Source organism: Brevundimonas sp. SH203 (genome assembly GCF_002157625.1).
Lineage (GTDB): Bacteria > Pseudomonadota > Alphaproteobacteria > Caulobacterales > Caulobacteraceae > Brevundimonas.
Genome location: NZ_BDMM01000005.1, coordinates 112387 through 136404, shown reverse-complemented (window position 1 = coordinate 136404; position 24018 = coordinate 112387). Strand labels below are relative to the sequence as shown.

Below are 24018 nucleotides of genomic sequence, written 5' to 3'. Positions count from 1 at the left end.
GATCGTGCGGTCCCGCCCCGAGCGGCGTTTTCAACGCAAGGCGATGTAGCCGCGTTCGATGATGCGGCGCAGCGCCTCATAGGCTTCGGCGAGTTCGTCAAAGGCGGTGCGGGCGGTGGTCAGGCGGGCGATCTGGTCGGGGGTGACGGCCGAGCCTGAGTGGGCCAGGCGCAGGGATTCGGCCACCCATTTGGCGCGGGCCGTTGCGGTCATGACCGCCAGTTTTTGCAGGGAGGCGGCGTCCACCCCGGTCAGGGCCTGGCCGATCACCTCCTTGTTGGCGACATAGGCGGCGTAGTCGATCTGCTCCAGCTGGCCGCGCAGGCGGCGCTGTTCCTGCGGGTCTGTGTCCTGCGGTTCGAAATGGTCGCTGTAGCGGCGTGTGCTGGACGTCATCTTGGTCGACATGGGCTTGAGCCCTCCCCGGCCCGCGCCGACGGCCCTGAAGGCCGCTCGGGCGAAGGGTTGCGCCGCATCGGTTAACGCCGCGTTTGCGTCGCCGGGCCGGACGCCCGATATCGAAGACGCCAACCCCTGCTGCGGAGACGATCATGGACCTGAAACTTCGAAACAGGCGCGCCCTGATCTGCGGCGGGTCGTCGGGCCTGGGGCGGGCGGTGGCGACGGCCCTGGTGGCGGAGGGCGTCCATGTCGTCCTGCTGTCGCGCAACGCGGCGACCCTGAGCGAGGCGGCCGAGGCGTTGAACGCCATGGGGCCGGGGCGGGCGGGCTTCGTCACGGCGGACCTGGCGGACCATGCGGGCCTGCTGAAGGCCGTGGATCAGGCCGAAGCCCAGCTGGGCGGGCCGGTCGAGATTCTGCTGAACAACACCGGCGGGCCGCCGCCGTCCGGCGTCTCGGGGCTGGAGCCAGCGGTCTGGCGCGACCATTTCGAATCCATGGTGCTGTCGATCTTCCGCCTGACGGATCGGGTGTTGCCGGCCATGCGGGCGGCGGGCTGGGGGCGGATACTGAATGTGGCCTCAATCACGGTGGTCGAGCCGTCGGCGGCGCTGGGGGTGTCCAATACGCTGAGGGCCTCGGTCGCCGCCTGGGCCAAGACCCTGGCAAACGAGGTCGGGCCGGACGGGGTGACGGTCAACACCCTGCTGCCCGGCCGGATCGACACGCCGCGCATCGCCCGGCTGGATCAGGCGGCGGCCGAGCGGACCGGGGTGACGCCCGAACAGGCGCGCGCCGAGTCCGTGAAATCCATCCCCGTCGGCCGCATCGGCGCGACCGAGGAGTTCGGGGCGACCGCCGCCTTCCTGGCCAGCCCGCTGGCGGCCTATATCACCGGCTCGCTGATCCGGCTGGACGGCGGGGCGATCAAGGCGATCTAGGGTTCTGTCCGGCGATCAGGATCGGCGCATCAGGCCGCCGAAGGCCACGCGCCCCCGGCCATAGTCCAGGATCACATGGCCGAACCGGGTCAGGACGTCGCCGCCCAGCAGCAGGGCGGGTTCGTCCATCAGGTTCAGGATGTGGAAGGCGTGCAGGTCCGCGAACAGGAGAGGCGTGGGGCCCAGCGCCCGGCCGGCGATCTTCAGGTCGCGCGCGCCGCCGGTCTGGACCGCGACGGCGCCGCCGACGATGCCCTCCATCCGCGTCGGCCGGTCGGGATCGGTCGCGGCCGCGATCCGGGCCGCCCGCATCAGGCCCAGGTTGCCGATGGAATATTGGGCGCCGCTGTCGATGAAGGCGCTGGTCTCGACGCCGTCGACGACGACGCGGGCCAGGATCAGCTGACCCGAGGGGCCGCGCCGGCCCGAGACGACGACATCCGCCTGGCGCCGCGCGCCGATCTCGCCGGCCACGCCGATGGAGACGCCTTCGCCCGGCCGGGCCAGCAGGGCGCGCCCCGCCTGCACGTCCAGAACCAGACGAAAGCGGGACAGCAGGTCCAGGCCCAGCAGGCCGTCGGCGCCCAGGGCCTGACGCGGAAAGACCGGCATTTCCAGGCCGGGGAACCGGCGGCGTCCGACCTCGACCGCCTCCACCCGGACCGTCGGGGTGGCCTCGGCGGCGGTGACGCCGTGAACCATGACGTCGGGGCCGGGCGGCAGGCCCAGGGTCTGGGCCAGTTCGCGCGAGACGGCGCTGCGCTCGGCGCCCGTGTCGATGATGAAGGTCCGCGCCGGCCCGCCGTTCAGCGCGACCGCCACCCCCATGCGGGTCAACAGGTTGCGAAACAGCCGAAGCGTGTCCGGCGCGGGCGTCGTCGTCTCGGTCTGGGCGAGGGCGGCGACGGGCGACGCCGCAAGCGGCAGGGTCGCCATCAGGGTCAGGGCCGTCCGGCGGGACGGGATCACGGCGCCGGAGCCGGGTTGGGAAGGCCGCAAGCGCCTGATCTCCTCGCGCGCCGCGAACCGGCGTTCGTCTTCACGATAGGCGGGTTTGGACGCGCCGTCATCGCCCCCGTCATCGCCCCTCGTCATCGATCCCGTCAGGCGCGAGGGTGGGCGGCGGCATAGGCGTTCAGCAGCCGGTCGGCGTCGACGCCGGTGTATTTCTGGGTGGTCGACAGGCTGGCGTGGCCCAGCAGTTCCTGGATGGAGCGCAGATCGGCGCCCGCGCCCAGCAGATGGGTCGCGAAACTGTGGCGCAGGGCGTGGGGCGTGGTGCGTTCGGGCAGGCCCAGGCGTCCGCGCAGCCGCTGGACCGAGGCCTGGACGTGGCGGGGGCTTAAAGGGCCGCCGCGTCGGGCGCGGAACAGGGCGTCGGCGGGCTGGAGCGGAAACGGCTGGAGCGTCAGATAGGCGTCCACCGCCTGGCGCACGGCGGGCAGGACCGGGACGATCCGGGTCTTGGACCCCTTGCCGACGATCCGCACCGTCTCGCCCAGCGGCGCATCGGCCCGCGTCAGGGACAGACCCTCCGAAATCCGCAGGCCGCAGCCGTAGAGCAGGGTCAGGACGGCGCGGTCGCGCGCCGCCTCCCATGGATCGACGTCGGGATCGGCGTCAGGTTCGGCCAGCAGGCCGCGCGCCTGATCCTCCGTGACCGGGCGGGGCAGGGAGGGTTTGGCCTTGGGCCCGCGCACCAGGGCCAGCTGCGGGGCGGGCGTGTCCAGCCGCCGGTCCAGAAAGGCGTGAAAGCCGCGGATGGCCGACAGGGTCTGGCTGAGCGACCGGGCCGCCAGCGGATGGTCGCCCGCCGCCTTCGAACCCTGGCGACGCTCGGCCATATGGGCGCGGACCTCGGCGGCGGTGAGGGTTCCGAGGTCGGCCAGCGACAGGGCCTCGCCGCGATGGCGCTCCAGAAAGGCGACATAGAGCCGGCCGATGTGGCCATAAGCCTCCAGGGTGCGGGGCGACAGCCGTCGCTCATGCGCCAGATGATCCAGCCAGGCGCGCAGGGCGTCGGCGGCGGTCATGCGTATCGTCCCCGTCCGTCATCCTCGGGCTTGACCCGAGGATCGGGTGTCGGATGCGAGGAACGGCAGGGGGCGGGCGCGACCCACGCTGGACTGGGGGTGGTCAGTTCAGGATGGGCCATCGCTCGGCCATCCGTTCCGTCACCCGCGCCAGGAAGGCGGCCAGTTCGCAGCCCATATTGGGGGTGAAGCCTTCGGGCTCGGGCGAGCCGAAGGCGCACAGGCAGGGGCGCGGCGGGCCGCCGGGCGTCAGGTGCGGGGCCATGCGGACCAGGGCGATGGACTTCACCTGATCCTCGGCCGCGCCGAAGAAATTCAGCCCGGTGATCATCGGCCCCAGCCAGGTCAGGCCGTGTTCGCCCAGAAGGTTGTCGACGTCGCCCTCTTCCAGCGCGCGCCAGCCGAAGGGCACGCCGCCGGGCTTTTCCAGGGCGATGGCGGCGCCGGCCAGACCGAACCGGGCCTGGGCCGCGCCGTCCAGACGTCGGGCCAGATCGGAGTGATTGCGCGCCTCCATCAGGTCCAGGGTGGAGACGTGGGTCTGGGTCTGGGCGGCGAAGTTGGCGCGGGCGACCATCTCGACCTCGCGCCGGGCGCCGGCCTCGCGCTCGGCCACGGCTTCCAGCCGCGTGAGGGCGGCGGCGCCGAAGTCCACGACGTTGCGTCCGTGCGGACGCAGGCCGATCTCTTCCAGAAGCGAGCGGTCGTCCAGCAGGGTCTGGGGGTGGGTCTGCAGCCAGCCCCGCACCTCGGGCCAATGCAGGCCGTCGCCGATGTGCGGGGTTACGTCCGTTTCCGACGTTTCGAACAGGTCCAATGAGCCGCTCAACAGACCTCTCCAGGACGTGCGATGCTACAGAATAGACTGACCGGTCTTGGCCCAGTCCGCCACGAAGGCATCAAGACCCTTGTCGGTTAACGGGTGGTTCACCAGAGCCTTGAAGGTGTCGGCGCCGAAGGTGGCGGCGTCCGATCCCGCGACGGCGGCGGCGGCCACATGGCCGACGTTGCGCAGGCTGGCGGCCAGGATCTGGGTCTCGAAACCATGCACGTCGTACAGGACGCGGATTTCCTCCAGCAGGCCGATGCCGTCGGCGCCGTTGTCCTCAAGCCGGCCGACGAAGGGCGAGACGAAGGTCGCCCCGGCCTTGGCGGCCAGCAGGGCCTGGGCGGCCGAGAAGCACAGGGTGACGTTGGTCTTGATCCCCTTGTCGGAGAAGACGCGGCAGGCGCGAAGCCCGTCCCAGGTCAGCGGCAGCTTCACCACCACGTTCGGGGCGATGGCGGCCAGCTTGTCGCCCTCCTTGACCATGGTCTCGAAATCCAGCGAGACGGCCTCGGCGGAAATCGGCCCCTCGACCAGGGCGCAGATTTCGGCGATGACCTCGCCGATGTTCCGACCCGACTTGGCGATCAGCGACGGATTGGTGGTGACGCCGTCCACCATTCCGGTGGGGACCATGTCCTTGATGACGGCGACGTCGGCGGTATCCAGAAAGAGTTTCATGGGTTGGGGTTCTAGCGCCACTGAAGCGCCGCGTCGATCCTCCCCCGCGACGCGGGGGAGGGGGCGAAACCGCGTTTCGACCGTTGCCGCGTCGGCTCGGCTTGCCTCGGCGGCCGTCAATGGGGCGTCCGCCCCCTCCACCCCGCTGCGCGCGGTCCCCCTCCCCCGCAAGACGGGGGAGGATCTATGAAAGTCGCCTCGGTCCTCATTCCCCTGCCGGTGCCGGAAGCCTTCGACTACGAGGTTCCCGAGGCGCTGACCTTGGCGCGCGGCGATCAGGTGGCCGTGCCGTTGGGGCCGCGCCTGATCCGGGGCGTGGTGTCGGAGGTGTTCGAGACGACGGGGTCGAACCGGCGGCTGAAGGCGGTCGACAGTCTGCTGGAAGATCCGGCCCTGCCTGCGGGCGTCGTGGATTTCGTGGAATGGGCCGGGCGCTGGACCCTGTCGGCGCCGGGCGAGATGGCGGCGACGGCGCTGAAGGGCCTGCGCGCGCCGCGTCCCCGGCCGGAACGGCGCGTTCGGCGCGTGGGCGAGCGGGCGCCGGCGAGGGCGACCCCGGCGCGGACGGGCGTGCTGGAGGCGCTGGGCGAGCGGGCGATGACCCCGGCCGATCTGGCGCGGGCGGCGGGCGTGTCGTCGGGCGTGGTCAAGGGACTGATCGACGAAGGCGTGCTGGAGATCATCGAGATCGAGGCCCGGGCGGCGTTCGACCGGCCCGATCCCGACCATGCTCCCGCTGCCTTGAACGGAGACCAGGCGGCGTCGGCGGCGGCCATGGCGGACGGGGTGGGCGGCGGCGGTTTCCGTCCCTTCCTGCTGGACGGGGTGACGGGGTCGGGCAAGACCGAAGCCTATCTGGAGGCCATCGCGCGGGTGCTGCGCGCCGATCCGGCGGCGCAGATCCTGATCCTGCTGCCCGAGATCGCCCTGACCCAGGCGCTGATCGAGCGGATCAGGGCCCGGTTCGGCGCCGCCCCGGCCGAATGGCATTCCGGCGTCGCGCCGCCGCGCCGTCGTCAGGTGTGGGAGGCGGTGGTCGCCGGCCGCTGCAACATCGTGGTCGGCGCGCGCTCGGCCCTGTTCCTGCCCTTCGTCAATCTGCGGCTGATCGTGGTGGACGAGGAACACGACGGCTCGTTCAAACAGGAGGAGGGGCTGGTCTATCACGGGCGCGACCTGGCGGTGGCGCGGGCGCGGATCGAGGGGGCGGCGGTGGTCCTGGCCTCGGCGACGCCGTCGCTGGAGACGCTGTGGAACGCCCAGAACGGCCGTTACGACTGGCTGAAGCTGGGGGCGCGGCACGGGACGGCGGTGCTGCCCGACATCGACCTGATCGACCTGCGCGCCGCGCCGCCCGATCCCCAGACCTGGCTGTCCCAGCCGCTGCGCCTTGCCATCGGCGAGACCCTGCTGCGGGGCGAGCAGACCCTGCTGTTCCTGAACCGGCGCGGCTATGCGCCCGTGGTTCTGTGCCGCGCCTGCGGGCATCGGCTGACGGCGCCGGACACCGACAGCTGGCTGGTGGAGCATCGCTACACCGGACGTCTGGTCTGTCACCTGACCGGCTTCTCCATGCCGCGCCCGAAACTCTGCCCGTCGTGCGGGGCCGAGGATTCTCTGGTCTCGGTCGGGCCGGGGGTGGAGCGGGTCGAGGAAGAGGTCCGCCAGCTGTTCCCCGAGGCGCGGACGGCGGTGTTCAGCTCCGACACCGCCCCGGACGCCCGCTCGGCCCGCGCCCTGATCCAGCGGATGACGGACGGGGAGATCGACATTCTGGTGGCGACGCAGGCGGCGGCCAAGGGCCACAACTTCCCGCGCCTGACGCTGGTCGGGGTGGTGGACGCGGACCTGGGGCTGCGCGGCGGCGACCTGCGGGCGGCTGAGCGGACCTATCAGCTGATGGCCCAGGCCACGGGGCGGGCAGGGCGGGCGGACAAGCCGGGCCGGGCGCTGCTTCAGACCTGGACGCCCGAACATCCGGTGCTGATGGCCCTGGCGGCGGGCGACCGCGACGCCTTCGTCGAGGCCGAGATGGCCGAGCGGGAGGCCGCGTCCCTGCCGCCCTATGGCCGTCTGGCGGCGATCATACTGTCCAGCGAGAATGCGCAGGCCGTGGAGAAGACGGCCGCCGACCTGGCCCAGGCCATCCCCAACGCCGAGCGGCTGGAGGTCTATGGTCCCGCCGATGCGCCGCTCGCTTTGGTGCGGGGACGGCGGCGGAAACGGCTGCTGGTGCGGGCCGACCGGGACGTGAACCTTCAGGCCTTCCTGCGGGCCTGGCTGGCGCGGGTGAAGGTGCCGGGGTCGGTAAGGCTGACCGTCGACGTGGACCCCTATTCGTTCCTTTAGGGGCGGGCCTTTAGGCGCGGGCCGTCTCAGACGGCCATGACCGTGCCCAGCAGCAGGCGCGCGCCGGGGCGGCCCAGGGTGGCGTTGGTGGCGGCCTGGAGATCGGCTGCGAGCCGATCCACGTCGGGCGGCGCGCCGGGGCGCAGGCCGGCGCCGAACCGCTGGGCGGCGGTGTTATAGGCGGCGCGCAGGCGCGGTGCGGACTGCTGGGCGCGGGTGCGAAGCGCGGCGTCGGGCACATCCACCCCGGTCTCGATGGTCAGGACCCCGCGCCGTCCGTCGGCGCGCAGGATGGAGGCGGTGATGATCGGCAGGCGGAAATAGGTCTCGGCCGAAGCCGCGCCGCCGCCTTCCGAAGAGGCGCGGGCGGCGGGGGCGTTGGCGGCGGCCGCCGTCGCGGCGACGGCCAGTCCGAGAAGGGCGCGGCGTTCCATGCCGGAAGCCTTAGCCTGAATCCTTTAACCCGGCGTTGCGCCGACCGGCATGGGTTGAAGGTCCAGAAGGGCGAACAGGCGGGCGTCCGCGTCCTGTTCGGGATTGGGGGTGGTCAGCAGCTTGCCGCCGACGAAGATGGAGTTGGCGCCGGCGAGGAAGCACAGGGCCTGCATCTCCGGGCTCATGGTCTCGCGCCCGGCCGACAGGCGCACCATCGCCCGGGGGCAGACCAGGCGGGCGACGGCGACGGTGCGGACGAATTCGATAGGGTCGATCTCGCCGGCCTTCAGGACGCGCTCGCCCAGCGGGGTGCCGGTGACGGGCACCAGGGCGTTGACCGGCAAGCTGTCGGGATGGACGGGCAGGGTGGCCAGGGCGTGCAGCAGACCGGCGCGGTCGCGGCGCGCCTCGCCCATGCCGACGATGCCGCCGCAGCAGGTGCTCATGCCCGCGTCGCGGACGTGTTCCAGCGTGTCCAGCCGGTCCTGGTAGCTGCGGGTGGTGACGACCTCGGCGTAATAGTCGGGGCCGGTGTCGAGGTTGTGGTTGTAATAGTCGAGCCCCGCGTCCTTGAGCTGGCGCGCTTGGTCGGCGGTCAGCATCCCCAGGGTGGCGCAGGTCTCCAGCCCCAGGGCCTTCACGCCCGAGATCATCGCCGCCAGCCTCGGCGTGTCGCGATCCTTCAGCTCGCGCCAGGCCGCGCCCATGCAGAAGCGGCTGGCGCCCCCGGCCTTGGCGGCCATGGCCTCGGCGATGACGGCGGTCGGCTCCATCAGCTTTTCGGCCTTCAGCCCGGTCTTGAAACTGGCCGACTGCGAGCAGTAGCCGCAGTTCTCGGCGCAGCCGCCGGTCTTGATCGACAGCAGCTGCGACTTCTGGACCTGGCTGGGGTCGAACCAGCGACGGTGGACCGAGGCGGCGTCGAACACCAGCTCCATGAAGGGGCGGGCGAACAGGGCCTCGACCTCCTCCAGCGTCCAGTCGTGACGGGGTTTCGCCATATCGTGGCGGGCGGGAGCGGTACGGAACAGATCGTCGGCCATGACCCGACGACTAGCATCCGATTTCCACGATGCAAGCCGGGACATATGCAAAAGATCAATTTTGCAAATCTTCGTCTTCACAAATTCGGATGCGGGCGCGATGCATCACATAAGGATATCTTTATGGGTTTCTTGCTCCGCGACGCCCGTCGGGCTATGAGGCCCCAAACCTTTCTGAGGCTCGGAGCCCGACATGACCGACTATATCGTCCGCGACATTTCCCTGGCCGACTGGGGCGACAAGGAAATCGCGATCGCCGAAACCGAGATGCCGGGCCTGATGGCGCTGCGCGACGAGTTCGGCGCCGCCAAGCCGCTGAAGGGCGCCCGCATCGCCGGTTCGCTGCACATGACCATCCAGACGGCCGTGCTGATCCAGACGCTGGAAGCCCTGGGCGCCGAGGTGCGCTGGGCGTCGTGCAACATCTTCTCGACCCAGGACCACGCCGCCGCCGCCATCGCCGCCGCCGGCACCCCGGTCTTCGCCACCAAGGGCGAGACGCTGGTGGAATACTGGGATTACGCCCACAAGATCTTCGAATGGGCCGACGGCGGCTATCCGAACCTGATCCTGGACGACGGCGGCGACGCGACCCTGCTGTGCGTGCTGGGCCCGAAGGCCGAGAAGGACGCCTCGGTCCTGGACAATCCGCAGAACGAGGAGGAGGAAGCCCTGTTCTCGGTGATGAAGCGGTATCTGAAGGAGAAGCCCGGCTTCTATTCGGCCATCCGCGACGCCATCGGCGGCGTGTCGGAAGAGACGACCACGGGCGTCCACCGGCTGTATCAGATGGCCGAAAAGGGCGAGCTGCCCTTCCCCGCCATCAATGTGAACGACAGCGTCACCAAGTCCAAGTTCGACAACCTGTACGGCTGCCGGGAATCGCTGGTCGACGCGATCCGTCGCGGCACCGACGTCATGCTGTCGGGCAAGGTGGCGGTGGTCTGCGGCTACGGCGACGTGGGCAAGGGCTCGGCCGCAAGCCTGCGTCAGGGCGGCGCCCGCGTGATCGTGACCGAGATCGACCCGATCTGCGCGCTTCAGGCCGCGATGGAAGGCTATGAGGTCCAGACGCTGGACGACACCGCCGGCCGCGCCGACATCTATGTGACGACGACCGGCAACAAGGACGTCATCACCGTCGACCACATGCGGCAGATGAAGAACAACGCCATCGTCTGCAACATCGGTCACTTCGACAGCGAGATTCAGGTCGCGGGCCTGAAGAACTTCAAGTGGGACGAGATCAAGCCGCAGGTCCACCATGTCGAATTCCCGGACGGCAAGAAGATCATCCTGCTGTCGGAAGGCCGTCTGGTGAACCTGGGCAATGCGACGGGCCACCCGTCCTTCGTGATGTCGGCGTCCTTCACCAACCAGACCCTGGCCCAGATCGAACTGTGGACCAACGCCGACAAGTACGAGAACAAGGTCTACACCCTGCCCAAGCATCTGGACGAGAAGGTCGCCTTCCTGCATCTGGCCAAGCTGGGCGCCAAGCTGACGACCCTGACCAAGGACCAGGCGGACTATATCAATGTGCCGGTCGAAGGCCCGTTCAAGGCGGATCACTACCGTTACTAGGCTCTCCTCCCCGAGGCCGGAACCGCGAGGTTCCAAGTGACGAGGGCGTCTTACGACGTCCTCGTCGACGTCCTGGTGGTGGGGGCCGGCGCCGCCGGCATGATGGCGGCCATCGAGGCCGGGCGGCGCGGACGCCGGGTGCTGGTCGTGGATCACGCTGACCGGCCGGGCGAGAAGATTCGCATTTCCGGCGGCGGGCGCTGCAACTTCACCAATCTGGGCTGCGGGCCGGCGAACTTCCTGGGCGAGAACCCCCGGTTCGCGACCTCGGCCCTGCGCCGCTACACCCAGCACGACTTCATCAAGCGGATCGACCGGGCGGGCATCGCCTGGCACGAGAAGACGCTGGGCCAGCTGTTCTGCGACGACAGCGCCAAACAGATCGTCCGTATGCTGACGGATGACATGGCGGCGGCGGGCGTCACCCTGAAGATGAAGGCCGGGGTGGACCGTCTGGCCCACGACGGCGAGGGCTTTACGGCCGCCCTGTCGGACGGATCGCAGGCGACGGCGACGTCCCTGATCGTGGCGACGGGCGGCAAGTCCATCCCCAAGATGGGCGCGACCGGCTGGGCCTATGAGGTCGCGCGCCAGTTCGACATTCGCGTCACCGAGACGCGGCCCGCGCTGGTTCCCCTGACGTTCGAGGCGGGGCTGCTGGAGACCTTGACCCCGCTGGCGGGCGTGGCGGTGGAGGCAAGCGTGGCCTCGGCCCCGTCGGAGAAGTCGCGAAAGGCCAGTTTCAACGAGGCGATGCTGTTCACCCATCGCGGGCTGAGCGGCCCGGCCATTCTTCAGATCAGCTCCTACTGGCGCGAGGGCGAGGCCATTGTCGCCGCGATGGCGCCGGGACAGGACGTGTTCGCGGCGCTGAAGGCGGCCAAGGCCGCGAACGGGCGTCAGGCCGTGCATACGGCGCTGAGCCACATCATCCCCCGTCGTCTGGCCGAGACCCTGTGCGCGCGCGAGGGCGCGTCGGGCAATCTGGCGGACCTGTCGGACAAGGTGCTGAGGCGGCTGGACCAGGCGGTCAACGGCTGGAGCGTCAAGCCGGTGGGGTCCGAAGGCTATCGCACCGCCGAGGTGACGCTGGGCGGGGTCGATACGGCGGCGCTGGACCAGCAGACGATGCAGGCCAGGGCGGTTCCGGGCCTGTATTTCATCGGCGAGGCGGTCGATGTGACCGGCTGGCTGGGCGGCTATAATTTCCAGTGGGCCTGGTCGTCGGGCTGGGCGGCCGGGCAGGCGTGCTGATTTTTAGGGTGCAATCTGTGCACTTTTCCGGCGATGGAGCCGAGACGGGCGCCGAAAACACCGTCTGAATAGTCTGAATAGTCTGAATGTGCAGATCGCGCCGGCTGTGGGGGCGGCGCGCGCGACGATGTCAAAGACCGGGGCGGCAGTCTAACCCGGCTGGGCGGCGTGACCGGCGGATTGTCGCTGGTCCGACGCAACCCACGGAAAAGACGCCTCATCGTCTCGGCCGATAGGATGGGGCGGCGACGAAACGTCCTGCGGCCGCGCGACGCATGGCGGCGGGGCGGGGCGGCGCCTAGCTTGAAGGGGCGGAACGGGCCCCTCTGGCGTCACCGCGACCTGGCGTTTTCCCCTTCCTTTCGCCGGGCCGCCGGACGCGATGTCGGACCGCACGGGTGCGTCGACGCGGCGGGGCTTCTCCCCTCCTGGCCTGTCGCGTCGACCGCCCGATCATTCCAAACCGAACGGGAAGCCCGATGCCGCTGTTGATGTGCCCCAATGACGACGCCGCCATGCAGACGCTGGAGCGGAACGGCGTGCAGTTCGACATGTGCCCGACTTGTCGCGGGGTCTGGCTGGATCGCGGCGAGCTGGAAAAACTGATGTCCGCCGCCGTGGACGAGGGCCGCGCCGCCGCCGTGCAGGCCGCGCCCGCGCAGCCCGCCTATGCGCCGCCGCCGCAGGGTCAGCCCTGGGGTCACAGCCCGTCCTATCGCGACGAACGATACCGGGACGACCGTCATCGCGACGGCGACTATCGCTACAAGAAAAAGAAGCGCGACAGCATCTTCGACATCTTCGACTAGGTTCATCGACATTCAACCCATGACCGTCATTCCGGGGCGTCCGAAGGACGAACCCGGGACCCAGGAGGCGGGTATCAGGCGTTGGATGCGTTCAACAACGCGACCGGGCCCCTGGGTTCCGGGTTCTTCGCTTCGCTCAGCCCCGGAATGACGAGCCGAGACATCTGCCTTTACGAATGTCGATTGAACCTAGGCGTTCAGGCCGCCAGACCCGCCGCCTGCATCAGGCCGCGAAGCGTCGCGACGCTGTCGGGGGCGGCGGACAGGGCGGTGCGGGTTTCGGGGGCGCGGAGCAGGCGGACGGCCTCGGCGCGGGCGCGTTCGGCCGACGGTCCCAGCGGTCCCGCCTCGCCGGCGGCCAGTTTCAGCAGGGCGGCCAGCTTCTGCGGCGCGGGGGCGGGGGCGCGCACGATCTGGGCGACCAGACCGGCGTCGGCCTCCAGCCGGGCGCCGACCGCGCCGATGGTCCTGGAAATCTGGGCCTGGTCGTTTTCGGCGAGATGGGCGGCGCCCACCGCCCGTTGCAGCCGCGCCAGTATGGCCAGCTTGTGCGACGGGGTGGGGCCGCCGGGCGCGGCCTGACGCATCTCGGTCTCGAACCGCAGCGAGTCGATGCAGGCGCCCAGCCAACGGGCGGCGGCGCGCTTGTTGGCCCCGCCGGTCACGTTCTCGCATAGCCGGGTCAGGCGTTCGGCCTCGGCCAGAACGGTCTGGCAGTCGGCGACATAGGCGGCGACGAAGTCGGCGGTGATCAGGCTCTTTGAGCGTTCCACGAAGGCGGTCTGGACGTCTTCCAGCGTCAGCAGACGCCCGGCCGAGGCCGTCAGCGCCATGGCCAGAAGGCGCAGGATGTCGATTTCGCCGACCGCGTCGTTGGGGCGAAGGCGGCGGGGGCTGGTCAGCTCCTGCGTCACCATCCGGGCCAGGGTCGCGGCCAGAAGCGGGAACTCGCCGGCGGCCAGATGCACGCCCAGCCGGGCGGCGGGGCCGTCGATGGTCGGCATCATCAGGGACAGGCGCGGGTCCAGCGTCAGCAGGCCGTCCATCTCGTCCGGGGCCACCATCCGCACGATGGCGGCCAGATTGGCGCCCTGGTCCAGCGCCGGCCCCAGGACCGCGTTCAGATTCTGGCGCACGGCCAGCATCTCGGCGAGGATCTGCTCCACCGCCACCACGATCAGGGCGCGGGGCGGGCCGTCCGCCGGCGCGGCGTCCATCAGGTCCATCAGGGTCGACAGGCGCGCGCGGGCGCCAGTCTGGTCGGCCAGGGCGGCGGCGACTACCCCGCCCATGCGAAAGGCGCGGTCCGGCGCTCCGTTGAAGTGATGGGCCAGGTCGGCGATGGAGCGATCCCGAAGCGACGGGAACAGACCCGCGCGCCCGGCCTTTCGCAGCCGAACGATCGTCTGTTCGGTCAGTTTGTGATAGTGGCGGACCAGCGGGTGGACGTCCTGGCCGGTCGCCTGGCTTTCGGGGACGGCGACCTTCTGGATCGCGTGCTGCAGCTCGACCCCCGCCGCCTCCAGCCGCTCGGCCACATCGGGGCGGTGCAGCAGTTCGAAGGCGGTGACGCCCTCGCGCCGCAGCCACTCCTCCAGCACCCGGCCGATCAGGGCGCGGGCGTGGGGCGAGTAAAGCTCGGCGGGGCTGGAGCAGGCGGGGCCGGGGGCCACGTCCGGCGCCTTTTTCCTGAGCGGCTCGGGCGCGCCCAGCGTCAGTATGGTCACGGAGGCGAACTGCATCGTCTCGGGGTCCAGGGTCTCCTTGGTCACGCGCGAGGCGACGGCGAGACGGTCCTTGAGCTGGTCCTCGGCCGCCGCGATGGCCTGTTTGCGGTTCTCGGTGGCGATCAGCAGGGTCCAGGCCGCCGGCGCGGTCTTGCGGACATAGACTTCGTAATGGATCGGACCGGCCATGCCGTCACTGTGAAGGCCAAGCCTTTAAGGCGAGGTTTTCGCCCCGACTGCAGGCCCCGACGGCGGGCCGCGCCGCTTCCGCGTTGAAATCGCGGGCGGAACGCACCATCTTCGCGGGGATTTTGCGTGAGGGCGTTCGAAGCGAATTCCCTTCTGGTCGGGGCCGCATGGCCCTAATGTCACCGTGATCGAACGGTTACGCTTGAAGCGCGTTCCTGCTCGCAGGACCGCAAAGTTCAGGAGAAGACACCCTTGGCGAACATCACCCTGGTCGACGACGACGAGAACATCGTGGCGTCCGTTTCGCTGGCGCTGGAAAGCCATGGCCACAAGATCACCGCCTATCACGACGGGGCCTCGGGTCTGGCCGCGTTGGAATCGTCGCCGCCCGATCTGGCGATCCTGGACGTGAAGATGCCGCGCATGGACGGGATGGAGGTGCTGCGTCGCCTGCGCCAGACCTCGCAGATCCCGGTCATCATGCTGACGTCCAAGGACGAGGAGATCGACGAGATCCTGGGCTTCAACCTGGGCGCCGACGACTATATCCACAAACCCTTCAGCCAGCGTCTGCTGATCGAGCGCGTCAAGGCGCTGCTGCGCCGCACGGGCGCCGACGGCGGAGAGCCGGAAGCCGCCGCCGAGGTCTCGGGCCGGGCGATCAAGCGCGGCAAGTTGTCGATGGACCCGGCGCGCCACGAATCGACCTGGGACGGCAAGCCGGTCAAACTGACGGTGACGGAGTTCCTGCTGCTGCAGGCCCTGGCCCAGCGTCCCGGCTTCGTGAAGAGCCGCGACAATCTGATGGACGCCGCCTACGACGACCAGGTCTATGTCGACGACCGCACCATCGACAGCCATGTGAAGCGGATGCGCAAGAAGTTCCGCGCCGTGGACAACGAGTTCGACGCGATCGAGACCCTGTATGGCGTCGGCTACCGCTACCGCGAGAGCTAGATTAATCTACGCAAGGAGTCTCTGCGACGCAGCGGTTGTATCGGTCTTTTGCTGGTGGGAAGCAGTCTCTGACGCCATTGTGAGTTGGTGTGTCAGGGTACATCCATGGGAAGTGCTGGCACATGTTGATCTCCTGCTCGTAGTTAACATTGCAATCTGCCTCTACCCGGTCACATGTTCTGGGTGTATCTCGGTCGGGTGGGGAAGCTGCTACGATTTGACTTGGTGATGAGCAAGCTAAGGCCAAGGCAGTCGCAGTAAGAACGATTTTGATACGCATATCGCCGAAATCTCCTTCTGATTGAGATTTTTTGGACTTATGGTTGTGGATTGTCAATGTTGCCCAAGCCGTCCAGTTCTCGTTTGGGACTTTTTATACTTGGGCTAAATCTACTTGGCCTGCTTGTGCTTTTTGGGGGGGCTCTAGCATTAAACGAATGGAGCCAAGGTCTCATTGAGGCGAAAAAAGATTCGCTTAAAGGTCAGGCGGAGCTTTTAGCTAATGTTCTTTCCGATAAAGAATATACAACGGGCGAACCAGAACCGGAATTTAACTTAGCAAAAGCCCCAAAAGTATTTAGAGATATATTTATAGCGCCGGGTCAAAGAGCTCGTCTATTCGATATAAACGGCCTTTTGGTTGTTGATAGTTATCAAGTAACTGAGGCTATAAAGGGTCAAGTATTGCCGGAGGCGCGTCCAGCGGGTACGCCTCAATCCCCGGAAGTATATAAAAATCGCGCCAACAGTGAGCGCCTTGAAAAGAGATCTGACCAAGAAATATTTGCTGAAGTAGAACGTGCATTAGACGGTAAAACCCAATCCACCGTTCGTCATAATGAGAATGGTGATCGCGTTGTGTCCGTGTCTGTACCTATACGTCACGTGAGCCAAGTTCTTGGCGTGCTGACGTTGGAAGCAGGCAGCGTCGACGAGATTTTGGCCGCCCAACGTCGCGCTCTCTTCCCGTTCGCCCTGGTGGCCCTGGGCGTCAATCTGCTGGCCTCGCTGCTGCTGCATCTGTTCGTGGCGCGGCCGATCATGCGGCTGTCGGCGGCGGCGGATCAGGTGAAACTGCAACGCGCGCGGGCCATCTCCCTGCCCGATCTGGAGGATCGCAAGGACGAGATCGGCGATCTGGCGCGGTCGCTGGAATCCATGACCGACACCCTGTCCACCCGCATGGACGCCATCGAACGGTTCGCCGCCGATGTGTCGCACGAGATCAAGAACCCCCTGACCTCGATCCGTTCGGCGCTGGAGACCCTGCCTCTGGTCAAGACCGATGCGCACCGCGAGAAGCTGACGGCCCTGTTGCAGCAGGACGTGCGGCGTCTGGACCGGCTGATCACCGACATCTCCAACGCCTCGCGCCTGGATGCGGAGCTGTCGCGCGACCGGCCGCGCCCGATCACGCTGAACCAGCTGCTGACCGACATCGTCGGCGTCTATGACACCACGGCCAAGCCCGGCGACATTCCGGTGCTGTTCCAGGCGCCCGAGACGCCGCTGCGCGTCATGGGCCGCGACGGGCCGCTGGGGCAGGTGTTCCGCAATCTGATCGACAACGCCCGATCCTTCAGCCCGGCGGGCGGGGCGGTCAGGGTCAGTCTGGAAGAGACGGCCGACGACCTGCCGGTGCGGGTGCGGGTCGAGGATCAGGGACCGGGCATCCCGCCCGAGAACCTGGAGACGGTGTTCGAACGCTTCTACACCTCGCGGCCGCAGGGGGCGAAGTTCGGCTCCAACTCGGGCCTGGGCCTGTCCATCGTGCGTCAGATCGTGGAGGCGCACGGCGGGCGCGTGCACGCCGAGAACCGGGTGGAGGACGGCCGGGTCGTCGGCGCCCGGTTCGAAATCCTGTTCCCGGCGGTCGGTCGCCGGGCATGACGCCCGAAGGCCCGATCCACGCCACGACGGTCGCCGTGCGGTGCAGCGACGGCTGGCGCGGGGTGATGATTCTGGGCGCGTCGGGGGCGGGCAAGAGCGATCTGGCGTTGCGGCTGATCGGGCGCGGCTGGCGGCTGGTCAGCGACGACTACACCCGGGTCTGGGCCTCGGGCGGCGCCCTCTACGCCTGCGCGCCGGCCATCATCGCCGGCCGGATCGAGGTGCGCGGCCTGGGGATCGTGTCCGCCGCGACACGGCCGCTGGTCCGAGCGACGCTGGCCGTCGCCTGCACGCGCGAGCCGGTCGAACGGCTGCCGGAGCCGCGATCGCGGGCGTTTTGCGGGGTGGACCTGCCCCTTCTGACGCTGGACCCGCGCCCCGCCTCGGCGGTCGATGTGGTCGCAGCGGCGTTGGAGACGCTTTGAAACGCCGAAAGACGGGTCTATGACACCCCTCTTGCGGTCCAAGGAAGGGCGGCGTCCGGCCTCCTCGCCGGGCGGGGGAACGTTCGGGACGGTTCGGGGCGGGATGCGAGTGAAGTCCTCATGATCGGTCTGGTCATCGTCACCCACGGCGGGCTGGCGTCAGAATTTCTTTCGGCGATGGAGCATGTGGTCGGCCCGCAGCGCGGGGTCGCGGCCATCTGCATCGGGCCGGACGACGACATGGAGCGTCGGCGGCGCGACATCGTCGATGCGGCGGCGGCCGTGGACGACGGCGACGGCGTCATCCTGTTGACCGACATGTTCGGCGGCACCCCGTCCAACCTGGCCATTTCGGTGATGGAGCAGACCCACGCCGAGGTGATCGCGGGCCTGAACCTGCCCATGCTGATCAAACTGGCCAGCGTGCGCGGGCGCGAGACGCTGGAGGCCTGCGTGGCCCATGCCCAGGACGCCGGGCGCAAATATATCTCGGTCGCCTCCTGGGTGCTGGCGGGCGAGAAATGAGCGTCGCCGCGACCCTGAACATCTGCAACACGCGCGGCCTGCACGCCCGCGCCTCGGCCAAGTTCGTCAAACTGGCCTCAAGCTTCGAAAGCGAGATCCACGTCACGCGCGACGGGGTGACGGTGGACGCCCGCTCGATCATGGGCCTGCTGATGCTGGGCGCCGGCATCGGCTGCAGCATCGACGTGACGGCCGAGGGTCCCGACGCCGAAGAGGCGATGGAAGCCCTGACGGATCTGGTCGCGCGCAAGTTCGACGAGGATCAGTGACGAGGGCTCGGCCTTGAGCCGAAGGACAAGCCCCTTGGCCCTCGATACGCCGATCTATCCGTTGGTCGCTTCGTCCAGAAGGACCACGGCCTCGACCTCGAACAGCATGGGGTCGATGGCGAGGCTCGGCACGGGAACCAGTGTCTGGGCCGGCAAGCGGTCGCCGAACATCCGCACGACGCTCTCGGTCAGCACGCACAGCTTCGACATGTCGTGATCCACCACGAACACCGTGAGCTTCACGACATGCTCCGGGCGCGCGCCCAGCGCATCGATCACGGCGGCGAGGTTTTCATAGGCTTGCCGCACCTGTTGGGCGAAATCGGACGAGAGGGCGCCGGTTCGGTCCTGTCCGCCTTGCCCGGACACAAAGGCGAGCCGACCGGACGCGGGGGTGACGACGGCGGTGCTGTAGCCATTCGGCGTAGGGTCGGGGAGATGGGCCGGGTTGATGAGGACTGGCGTCGCGCCCGTGAGGACGGGGTGGGTCAGGGATGTCATGTTCAGTCTCGTGGTTAAGCTGTCTGGACAGGCCTAAGGGGATATGGCGACATAATCTGGCGCTATAGGTTCTAGGCTCCGACGAATGGACATCCGCCGCCGACAAGACGCCCTTCTTCGCCTCCTGCGACGCAACGGAACCGCGACCGTCAGGGAGTTGGCGGACGCCGTCGGCGCATCGCGGCGAACGGTGCTGCGCGACATCGGCGCGTTGCGCGAGCAGGGCTTTGCGATCAATTCCGAGCCCGGCCGGGGCGGCGGAATTCAACTCGATCCGGGATCGATGCAAACCACGGCGCGGCTGTCCGTGACCGAGGTTTTCGCGCTTCTCATAAGCGTGGCGGCGATGCGCGCGGCGCGGTCGCTGCCCTTCTCCGACCTTGCCGACGCGGGCCTGTCCAAGATCGAGAGAACCCTGTCGGCGGACAAGGTGAGAGACCTGCGGCAGCTTCTGGACTGCCTGTACGTCGGACAGGTGTCGCCCCGACAGGATGTCTCGGATTTAGGCCCGATCGACGGAACGCTTCTGCCCGCGTTCGAGACGGCGTTTCTCCAGCGGTTGCCCCTCAGGTTCCGCTATCTGGACGCCAAGGGCGTGAGGACGGTGCGAGAGGTCGAACCCCAGGCCATGCTGATTCTGCCGCCGCTCTGGTATCTCGTGGCCTGGGATGGCGCGCGTGACGATTTCCGCCATTTCCGTATGGACAGGATCAGCCAGTCCGAAGTGGTCGAGGGCAAGACGTTTCGTCGAAGGCGCGTCCCCTTTGAAGACGATGTCTGCCCCTACGGCGCGATGTCGCCCAACCCGGCTTAGACGGGTGGCGGCGTTACAGCCCCAGCGCCCGGCGGATGTCGCGCCAATCGACGTATTTGAAGTTCTGGGCGCCGCCGTCGTTGACGTCGTCCTGAATGACCACGAGGCCTTCGGGGAAGGGGCCGACCGGGCCGCTGGCGGCCGCCAAACCGTCCGTGCCGGTGACGCCGTCGACCGCGCCGTCCACGACCTTGAACCGGCCCTTGTACTCGGGCGTCGCGCCGTCGATGCGCCAGACGGGGAAGGTGGAATCGCCCTGGCTGGAGGCGATCAGATAGCGGCCCGAGGCGTCGGTTATGGTGGTCAGGCCCTCGGCGTCGGCGACCAGGACATCCCTGGCGATGGGCTGGATCAGGGTGCGGGTGGCGCCGGACGCCGGGTCCAGGCCATAGCGCCACAGGCCGACGTTCTCCTCGTTGACATAGAGGGCGTCGGTCGCCTCGTCGGCGGCGCAGCCTTCGGAGATAGAGCCGATCTCGGCGGTGCGGACCAGGCGGGCGGCGGGCTTGCCGGCGGCGTCCACGCCCAGGACGAACTGACGCAGTTCGCCCTCGTGCCCCACCAGAATGGCGTGGACCTCGGCGCCGCGACGCGCGAAGCAGAAGCCGTAGGGTTCGACCACGTCGGTCGCGACATGACCCCAATAGCGCACGGCGTTCTGGCCGGTCCCGGCCGGGTCGAAGGTGTAGAGGGAGATGCCGGTCTTGCCCGGCGTGCGGTCGCTGGCGCCCAGCACCACCTGCGGGCGGCCGTCGATCGACAGGCCCTCGACCACATCGACGTTGTTCAGCAGGCCCTCGGGCAGGAACTGAAGAATCCGGCCGTCGAAGCCATAGATGTAAAGGCCCGACTTCTTGTCGGTGCCGGCGACGAAGCCGGGCGTGGCCTGACCCATCACCCTGACGGGCGCCGCGCCGGCCCAGACGGCGGGATCGTCGGCGGCGTCCTGGCCGGGGGCGCCGACGGGCGGGGTTTCCAGAACGGCGTGGACGGGCGCGCCGGGGCCGACGAGACCGGCGCCCTCGCCCTGGAAATCGACCTCGTGGGCGGCGCAACCGGCCAACAACGACAACAGGGCGCAGGCGACGGGCGGACGAAGGCGGGGGCGACGCATGGGCAGGCTCCGTAACGGCGAAAGGGCGTCCTTTCGCCAGGACGGCGTCCCGGTCAACGGCGGCGGCGTGACGGTTCGGCGTCGGTTCGATGACCGATGATCCGTCACGGGATCAATCGTCGCGCCCGTGTCGGAAAACCGCGAAACGCGCGTCGTGAAACCGTCGTTTCCGCGTCGCCGCCAAAGGTTAAGCGCCGCCCCCATCGGCCGAAGCGAAATGTCGCGGACCGAAGGGGACATGAGATGAAACTGAACCTGCTGATGAGCGCCGCCCTCAAGCCCGTGCTGATGGCGCCGATGATCCTGGCGCCGATGGCCGCCGTCGCGCACGCCGAAACGGCCGACGCCGCAGCCGTCTCGGCCCTCGCCGGAGACGTGATCTATGGTCGCGTGACCAACGGCGCCGGCGCGCCCCTGCCGGGGGCCGAGGTCGTGGTGCGCGGTTCGGGCCAGCGGGTCGTGACCAACACCCAGGGCGAGTTCACCCTGCCGACCGCGGCGGGCCAGATGGTTCTGGACGTGCGCTATCTGGGCCTGCCCTCGGCCAGCCAGACGGTCGTGACCACGCCGGGCGAGGACGCCAACGTGGCCATCGTCCTGGGCGCGGCCTCGACGACCGACGTGGCGGACGTGATCGTGACCGGCGTCATCACCGACGGCGTGGCCCGCTCGCTGAACCAGCAGAAGAACGCCGAGGGCACGGTTAACGTCCTGTCGGCCGACGCCATCGGCCGCTATCCCGACCCGAACGTGGCCGAAAGCCTGCAGCGGGTTCAGGGCATCGCCATCCAGCGCGACCAGGGCGAGGGCCGCTATATCAACGTGCGCGGCGCACCGTCGAACTTCACCGCCGTCTCGGTGGACGGGGTGGCCATTCCGGCGGTGTCGCCCTCGACCCGCGCAGTCGATCTGGACACCCTGCCCTCGGACATCGTCTCCACCGTCGAGGTGTCCAAGACCCTGCGCCCCAGCCAGGACGCGGACTCCATCGCCGGCGCCGTGGACATCAAGACCCGCTCGCCCTTCGACAAGCGCCGTCTGGCCCTCAGCGGCTACGCCGGCGGCAGCTACAACGATTACGGCGGTTCGGACACCCGGGCGGGCGCCACGGCGTCCAACGTCTTCGGCCCCGACCAGACCTTCGGCGCCCTGCTGTCGCTCAGCTATTCGGAGACCAATCGCCGGCCGGACAATGTCGAGAATGCGTGGATCTTCGACGACCGGCAGACGATCGGCAGCGGCTCCAAGGCCAAGGCCAACCCCGCCTACAACCACTATGTCCTCGATGAAGCCCTGTTCAAGGACTACGAGACGAAACGCACCCGCACGGCCGTCACCGGCGCCCTGGAATGGCGGCCCCGCGACGCGCTGCGGGCCTGGGTCCGGGGATCGTTCGCCGAGTTCAACGACGACGAATATCGCGACACCCTGCGCTTCACCTATTCGGACGGCGCCGCCGTGGGCGCGGTGACGGATCAGGCCGCGACCTATGACGGCGCGTCGATCTACAAGGCCCTGCGTCACCGCCAGCAGGACAACAAGATCGCCACCCTGAACACGGGTGGGGAATACACCTTCGGCAATGGCGCGGTCTGGGACGCGACCCTGGCCTGGGCCTGCAGCGAACAGACCTATCCCCACCGTGACGAGGTCGTCTATCGCTCCAACGCGGGTCAGACGATCAGCTACGACACCACCGACCACTATGCGCCGACCTATTCGGGATTCGCCTCGACCTACTATTCGACGCCGTCCAACTTCACCTTCCGCGAGAACTCGTTCCGCACCAACGACACCACCCAGGAAGACGTGTCGTTCAGGACGAACTACGAACTGCCGACGGTGATCGCCGGACGGGACGTGACGCTGAAGTTCGGCGCCAAATATTCGACCCGCGACGTGTCGGCGGACGAGGAACGCTATCGCGACCGCACCAAGACGGCCCCGGTGAACCCCGGCGCCCTGGCCGGCCTGCTCAGCGACCGGCCCTCGCGCAACTATGATTATGATCTGGGCGTGAAATTCGATCACGGCCTGGCTGCGGACTATCTGAACGGCATCCGCGACACCTCGACCACGGCGGCGTCGCGCCGCACGCCGCAGTCGATCACCGCCGACTACACCGCCAACGAAGACATCCTGGCGGGCTATGGCCAGGCGCGGTTCGATGTGGGCGCGACCAATGTGCTGGTCGGGCTGCGCGTCGAGAAGACCGACTTCGAGGGCGGGGCGACCAGCGTCAGCGCCGCGAACGTCCTGACGCCGGTTTCGGTCAAGCGCGACCAGACGGACTTCTTCCCCAATCTGACGCTGCGCCACAGCTTCAGCGATCATCTGATCGGCCGGTTCGCCCTGACGCGGGCCATCTCGCGGCCCGACTACGCCGACATCGTGCCGCGCGTTCTGGAGACGACGGACGGCGGCCGCACGACGGTCAGCCGGGGCAACCCGGACCTGAAGCCGGCCCTGTCCAACAACATCGACCTGGGCCTGGAATACTATCTGCGTCCGCTGGGCGTGATTTCGGCCAACGCCTTCTACAAGGACCTGTCGAACTATCGCTTCACCCTGGTCACGGACGGCGTGCCCTATGTGACCCCGACCACGACGGTCGCCCAGGTGACGGAGGCCCGCAATGCGCGCGACGGGCATTTGGCCGGGATCGAGTTCAACTGGCAGCAGACGTTCGACTTCCTGCCGGGCTGGGCTTCGGGCTTCGGCGTCTTCGCCAACTACACATTGACGGACGCCAAGATCAAAACCAGCCGCGCCTTCGCCGGACGCGATACGTTCACCCTGCCGGGCCAGTCGGACGAGACCTATAACGCCGCCCTGTTCTACGAGCGGTACGGGTTCAGCGCGCGGGTGTCCTACACCCACCGCAGCGACTTCCTCGAAGCCATCAACGCCACGACGCCGGGTCTGGACCTGTGGGTCGAGGGGCGAGGGCAACTGGACGTGACCGCCAGCTACGACTTCGGCAACGGGGTGGAGCTGTTCGGCGAGGCCAAGAACCTGACCGACAGCGCGGGCGTGCGCTACTACGGCGTCAAGGAGCGGACCTACGAGTACGAGAAGTTCGGCTACAACGTCTTCGTGGGCGTGCGCTTCAAGCTGTAGGCGCGCCGGGCGATGCGATCGGAAAGGGGCCGGGCGGCGACGCCTGGCCCCTTTTTCGTCGTCGGAGCCTCTGCAAATGGTCGAAACCCGGCCCCATATGGCGTGCAGCGGTTGACCCACGCGGGTCCA

Annotated in this window: 22 protein-coding genes and 1 pseudogene; 13 read left to right on the top strand and 10 right to left on the bottom strand. The window is 68.4% G+C overall.

Features of this window, described 5'->3' with window-relative positions; all coding sequences use genetic code 11:
* Nucleotides 1-30 precede the first annotated feature (30 nt).
* Entirely contained in the window at nucleotides 31-408 is a 378-nt protein-coding gene (locus SH203_RS11825; protein WP_087121141.1) for a hypothetical protein, read from the bottom strand.
* Between the two features lie 143 nt (nucleotides 409-551).
* On the opposite strand from SH203_RS11825, the gene SH203_RS11820 reads away from it, so the two are divergent.
* Nucleotides 552-1343 carry an SDR family oxidoreductase gene (locus SH203_RS11820; RefSeq protein ID WP_087121140.1) on the top strand — a complete coding sequence of 264 codons (792 nt, stop codon included), beginning with the start codon at nucleotides 552-554 and terminating at the stop codon, nucleotides 1341-1343.
* Between the two features lie 15 nt (nucleotides 1344-1358).
* Here the strand turns inward: SH203_RS11820 and SH203_RS11815 are convergent, their stop codons facing one another.
* From SH203_RS11815 to fsa, 4 genes are all read right to left on the bottom strand, one after another.
* Nucleotides 1359-2342 carry an aspartyl protease family protein gene (locus SH203_RS11815; protein WP_159457564.1) on the bottom strand — a complete coding sequence of 328 codons (984 nt, stop codon included), beginning with the start codon at nucleotides 2340-2342 and terminating at the stop codon, nucleotides 1359-1361.
* 104 nt (nucleotides 2343-2446) lie between these two features.
* A complete protein-coding gene (locus SH203_RS11810) occupies nucleotides 2447-3376 on the bottom strand; it encodes a tyrosine recombinase XerC (protein WP_087121138.1) in 930 nt (309 codons plus the stop codon).
* Nucleotides 3377-3479: 103 nt separating this feature from the next.
* Nucleotides 3480-4193 (bottom strand): DUF484 family protein, encoded by a 714-nt coding sequence (locus SH203_RS11805; protein WP_087121137.1) that lies wholly within the window; start codon nucleotides 4191-4193, stop codon nucleotides 3480-3482.
* 36 nt (nucleotides 4194-4229) lie between these two features.
* Nucleotides 4230-4883 (bottom strand): fructose-6-phosphate aldolase, encoded by a 654-nt coding sequence (gene fsa / locus SH203_RS11800; protein WP_087121136.1) that lies wholly within the window; start codon nucleotides 4881-4883, stop codon nucleotides 4230-4232.
* Between the two features lie 186 nt (nucleotides 4884-5069).
* On the opposite strand from fsa, the gene SH203_RS11795 reads away from it, so the two are divergent.
* Nucleotides 5070-7232: a primosomal protein N' gene (locus tag SH203_RS11795; RefSeq protein WP_087121135.1), complete on the top strand. Its 2163-nt coding sequence runs from the start codon at nucleotides 5070-5072 to the stop codon at nucleotides 7230-7232.
* Between the two features lie 26 nt (nucleotides 7233-7258).
* Here the strand turns inward: SH203_RS11795 and SH203_RS11790 are convergent, their stop codons facing one another.
* Nucleotides 7259-7666 (bottom strand): Tat pathway signal protein, encoded by a 408-nt coding sequence (locus tag SH203_RS11790; RefSeq protein WP_087121134.1) that lies wholly within the window; start codon nucleotides 7664-7666, stop codon nucleotides 7259-7261.
* A gap of 24 nt (nucleotides 7667-7690) precedes the next feature.
* The gene (bioB, locus tag SH203_RS11785; protein WP_087121323.1) at nucleotides 7691-8668 is read right to left on the bottom strand and encodes a biotin synthase BioB; all 978 of its coding nucleotides are present in this window, start codon (nucleotides 8666-8668) and stop codon (nucleotides 7691-7693) included.
* Nucleotides 8669-8903: 235 nt separating this feature from the next.
* Between bioB and ahcY the strand changes: the two genes are divergently transcribed.
* The 3 genes from ahcY (at nucleotide 8904) to SH203_RS11770 (ending at nucleotide 12358) form a co-directional block, all read left to right on the top strand.
* Entirely contained in the window at nucleotides 8904-10295 is a 1392-nt protein-coding gene (ahcY, locus tag SH203_RS11780; RefSeq protein ID WP_087121133.1) for an adenosylhomocysteinase, read from the top strand.
* 36 nt (nucleotides 10296-10331) lie between these two features.
* Nucleotides 10332-11549, top strand: coding sequence for an NAD(P)/FAD-dependent oxidoreductase (locus tag SH203_RS11775; protein WP_087121132.1), 1218 nt, complete (start codon nucleotides 10332-10334; stop codon nucleotides 11547-11549).
* Between the two features lie 479 nt (nucleotides 11550-12028).
* A complete protein-coding gene (locus SH203_RS11770; RefSeq protein WP_087121131.1) occupies nucleotides 12029-12358 on the top strand; it encodes a zf-TFIIB domain-containing protein in 330 nt (109 codons plus the stop codon).
* 197 nt (nucleotides 12359-12555) lie between these two features.
* Here the strand turns inward: SH203_RS11770 and SH203_RS11765 are convergent, their stop codons facing one another.
* Nucleotides 12556-14274 carry a hypothetical protein gene (locus SH203_RS11765; RefSeq protein ID WP_087121130.1) on the bottom strand — a complete coding sequence of 573 codons (1719 nt, stop codon included), beginning with the start codon at nucleotides 14272-14274 and terminating at the stop codon, nucleotides 12556-12558.
* Between the two features lie 252 nt (nucleotides 14275-14526).
* Between SH203_RS11765 and SH203_RS11760 the strand changes: the two genes are divergently transcribed.
* From SH203_RS11760 to SH203_RS11740, 6 genes and pseudogenes are all read left to right on the top strand, one after another.
* Entirely contained in the window at nucleotides 14527-15231 is a 705-nt protein-coding gene (locus tag SH203_RS11760) for a response regulator transcription factor (protein ID WP_017506130.1), read from the top strand.
* Between the two features lie 336 nt (nucleotides 15232-15567).
* Nucleotides 15568-16068: pseudogene (locus SH203_RS15795) on the top strand (stimulus-sensing domain-containing protein); the annotation flags it as partial.
* A gap of 48 nt (nucleotides 16069-16116) precedes the next feature.
* Nucleotides 16117-17121, top strand: coding sequence for a cell wall metabolism sensor histidine kinase WalK (locus SH203_RS15790; RefSeq protein ID WP_234989499.1), 1005 nt, complete (start codon nucleotides 16117-16119; stop codon nucleotides 17119-17121).
* Nucleotides 17118-17546: an HPr kinase/phosphorylase gene (locus SH203_RS11750; RefSeq protein WP_087121128.1), complete on the top strand. Its 429-nt coding sequence runs from the start codon at nucleotides 17118-17120 to the stop codon at nucleotides 17544-17546. Before SH203_RS15790 ends, SH203_RS11750 begins: the two co-directional genes overlap by 4 nt.
* A 120-nt stretch (nucleotides 17547-17666) precedes the next feature.
* On the top strand, nucleotides 17667-18071 hold the full coding sequence (locus SH203_RS11745; RefSeq protein ID WP_087121127.1) for a PTS sugar transporter subunit IIA: 405 nt from the start codon (nucleotides 17667-17669) through the stop codon (nucleotides 18069-18071).
* Nucleotides 18068-18340 (top strand): HPr family phosphocarrier protein, encoded by a 273-nt coding sequence (locus SH203_RS11740; RefSeq protein ID WP_087121126.1) that lies wholly within the window; start codon nucleotides 18068-18070, stop codon nucleotides 18338-18340. The genes SH203_RS11745 and SH203_RS11740 overlap by 4 nt, the downstream gene beginning before the upstream one ends.
* A gap of 54 nt (nucleotides 18341-18394) precedes the next feature.
* Here SH203_RS11740 and SH203_RS11735 read toward each other — a convergent pair whose 3' ends face one another.
* Entirely contained in the window at nucleotides 18395-18841 is a 447-nt protein-coding gene (locus SH203_RS11735; protein WP_087121125.1) for a RidA family protein, read from the bottom strand.
* Between the two features lie 85 nt (nucleotides 18842-18926).
* Here SH203_RS11735 and SH203_RS11730 point away from each other — a divergent pair, with 85 nt between their 5' ends.
* Nucleotides 18927-19655, top strand: a complete 729-nt coding sequence (locus SH203_RS11730; protein ID WP_087121124.1) for a YafY family protein — start codon at nucleotides 18927-18929, stop codon at nucleotides 19653-19655.
* A 13-nt stretch (nucleotides 19656-19668) separates the two neighbouring features.
* Here SH203_RS11730 and SH203_RS11725 read toward each other — a convergent pair whose 3' ends face one another.
* Entirely contained in the window at nucleotides 19669-20769 is a 1101-nt protein-coding gene (locus tag SH203_RS11725; RefSeq protein ID WP_087121123.1) for a phytase, read from the bottom strand.
* A gap of 243 nt (nucleotides 20770-21012) precedes the next feature.
* Between SH203_RS11725 and SH203_RS11720 the strand changes: the two genes are divergently transcribed.
* Nucleotides 21013-23889 carry a TonB-dependent receptor gene (locus SH203_RS11720; RefSeq protein WP_087121122.1) on the top strand — a complete coding sequence of 959 codons (2877 nt, stop codon included), beginning with the start codon at nucleotides 21013-21015 and terminating at the stop codon, nucleotides 23887-23889.
* Nucleotides 23890-24018 lie beyond the last annotated feature (129 nt).

Coding starts and splice junctions, on each gene's coding strand:
- SH203_RS11790 (WP_087121134.1), bottom strand. CDS start 7,666: ATGGAACGCCGCGCCCTTCTCGGACTGGCCGTCGCCGCGACGGCGGCC.
- SH203_RS11745 (WP_087121127.1), top strand. CDS start 17,667: ATGATCGGTCTGGTCATCGTCACCCACGGCGGGCTGGCGTCAGAATTT.
- SH203_RS11795 (WP_087121135.1), top strand. CDS start 5,070: ATGAAAGTCGCCTCGGTCCTCATTCCCCTGCCGGTGCCGGAAGCCTTC.
- ahcY (WP_087121133.1), top strand. CDS start 8,904: ATGACCGACTATATCGTCCGCGACATTTCCCTGGCCGACTGGGGCGAC.
- SH203_RS11825 (WP_087121141.1), bottom strand. CDS start 408: ATGTCGACCAAGATGACGTCCAGCACACGCCGCTACAGCGACCATTTC.
- SH203_RS11820 (WP_087121140.1), top strand. CDS start 552: ATGGACCTGAAACTTCGAAACAGGCGCGCCCTGATCTGCGGCGGGTCG.
- SH203_RS11720 (WP_087121122.1), top strand. CDS start 21,013: ATGAAACTGAACCTGCTGATGAGCGCCGCCCTCAAGCCCGTGCTGATG.
- SH203_RS11810 (WP_087121138.1), bottom strand. CDS start 3,376: ATGACCGCCGCCGACGCCCTGCGCGCCTGGCTGGATCATCTGGCGCAT.
- SH203_RS11735 (WP_087121125.1), bottom strand. CDS start 18,841: ATGACATCCCTGACCCACCCCGTCCTCACGGGCGCGACGCCAGTCCTC.
- SH203_RS11765 (WP_087121130.1), bottom strand. CDS start 14,274: ATGGCCGGTCCGATCCATTACGAAGTCTATGTCCGCAAGACCGCGCCG.
- bioB (WP_087121323.1), bottom strand. CDS start 8,668: ATGGCGAAACCCCGTCACGACTGGACGCTGGAGGAGGTCGAGGCCCTG.
- SH203_RS11770 (WP_087121131.1), top strand. CDS start 12,029: ATGCCGCTGTTGATGTGCCCCAATGACGACGCCGCCATGCAGACGCTG.
- SH203_RS11725 (WP_087121123.1), bottom strand. CDS start 20,769: ATGCGTCGCCCCCGCCTTCGTCCGCCCGTCGCCTGCGCCCTGTTGTCG.
- fsa (WP_087121136.1), bottom strand. CDS start 4,883: ATGAAACTCTTTCTGGATACCGCCGACGTCGCCGTCATCAAGGACATG.
- SH203_RS11740 (WP_087121126.1), top strand. CDS start 18,068: ATGAGCGTCGCCGCGACCCTGAACATCTGCAACACGCGCGGCCTGCAC.
- SH203_RS11750 (WP_087121128.1), top strand. CDS start 17,118: ATGACGCCCGAAGGCCCGATCCACGCCACGACGGTCGCCGTGCGGTGC.
- SH203_RS11730 (WP_087121124.1), top strand. CDS start 18,927: ATGGACATCCGCCGCCGACAAGACGCCCTTCTTCGCCTCCTGCGACGC.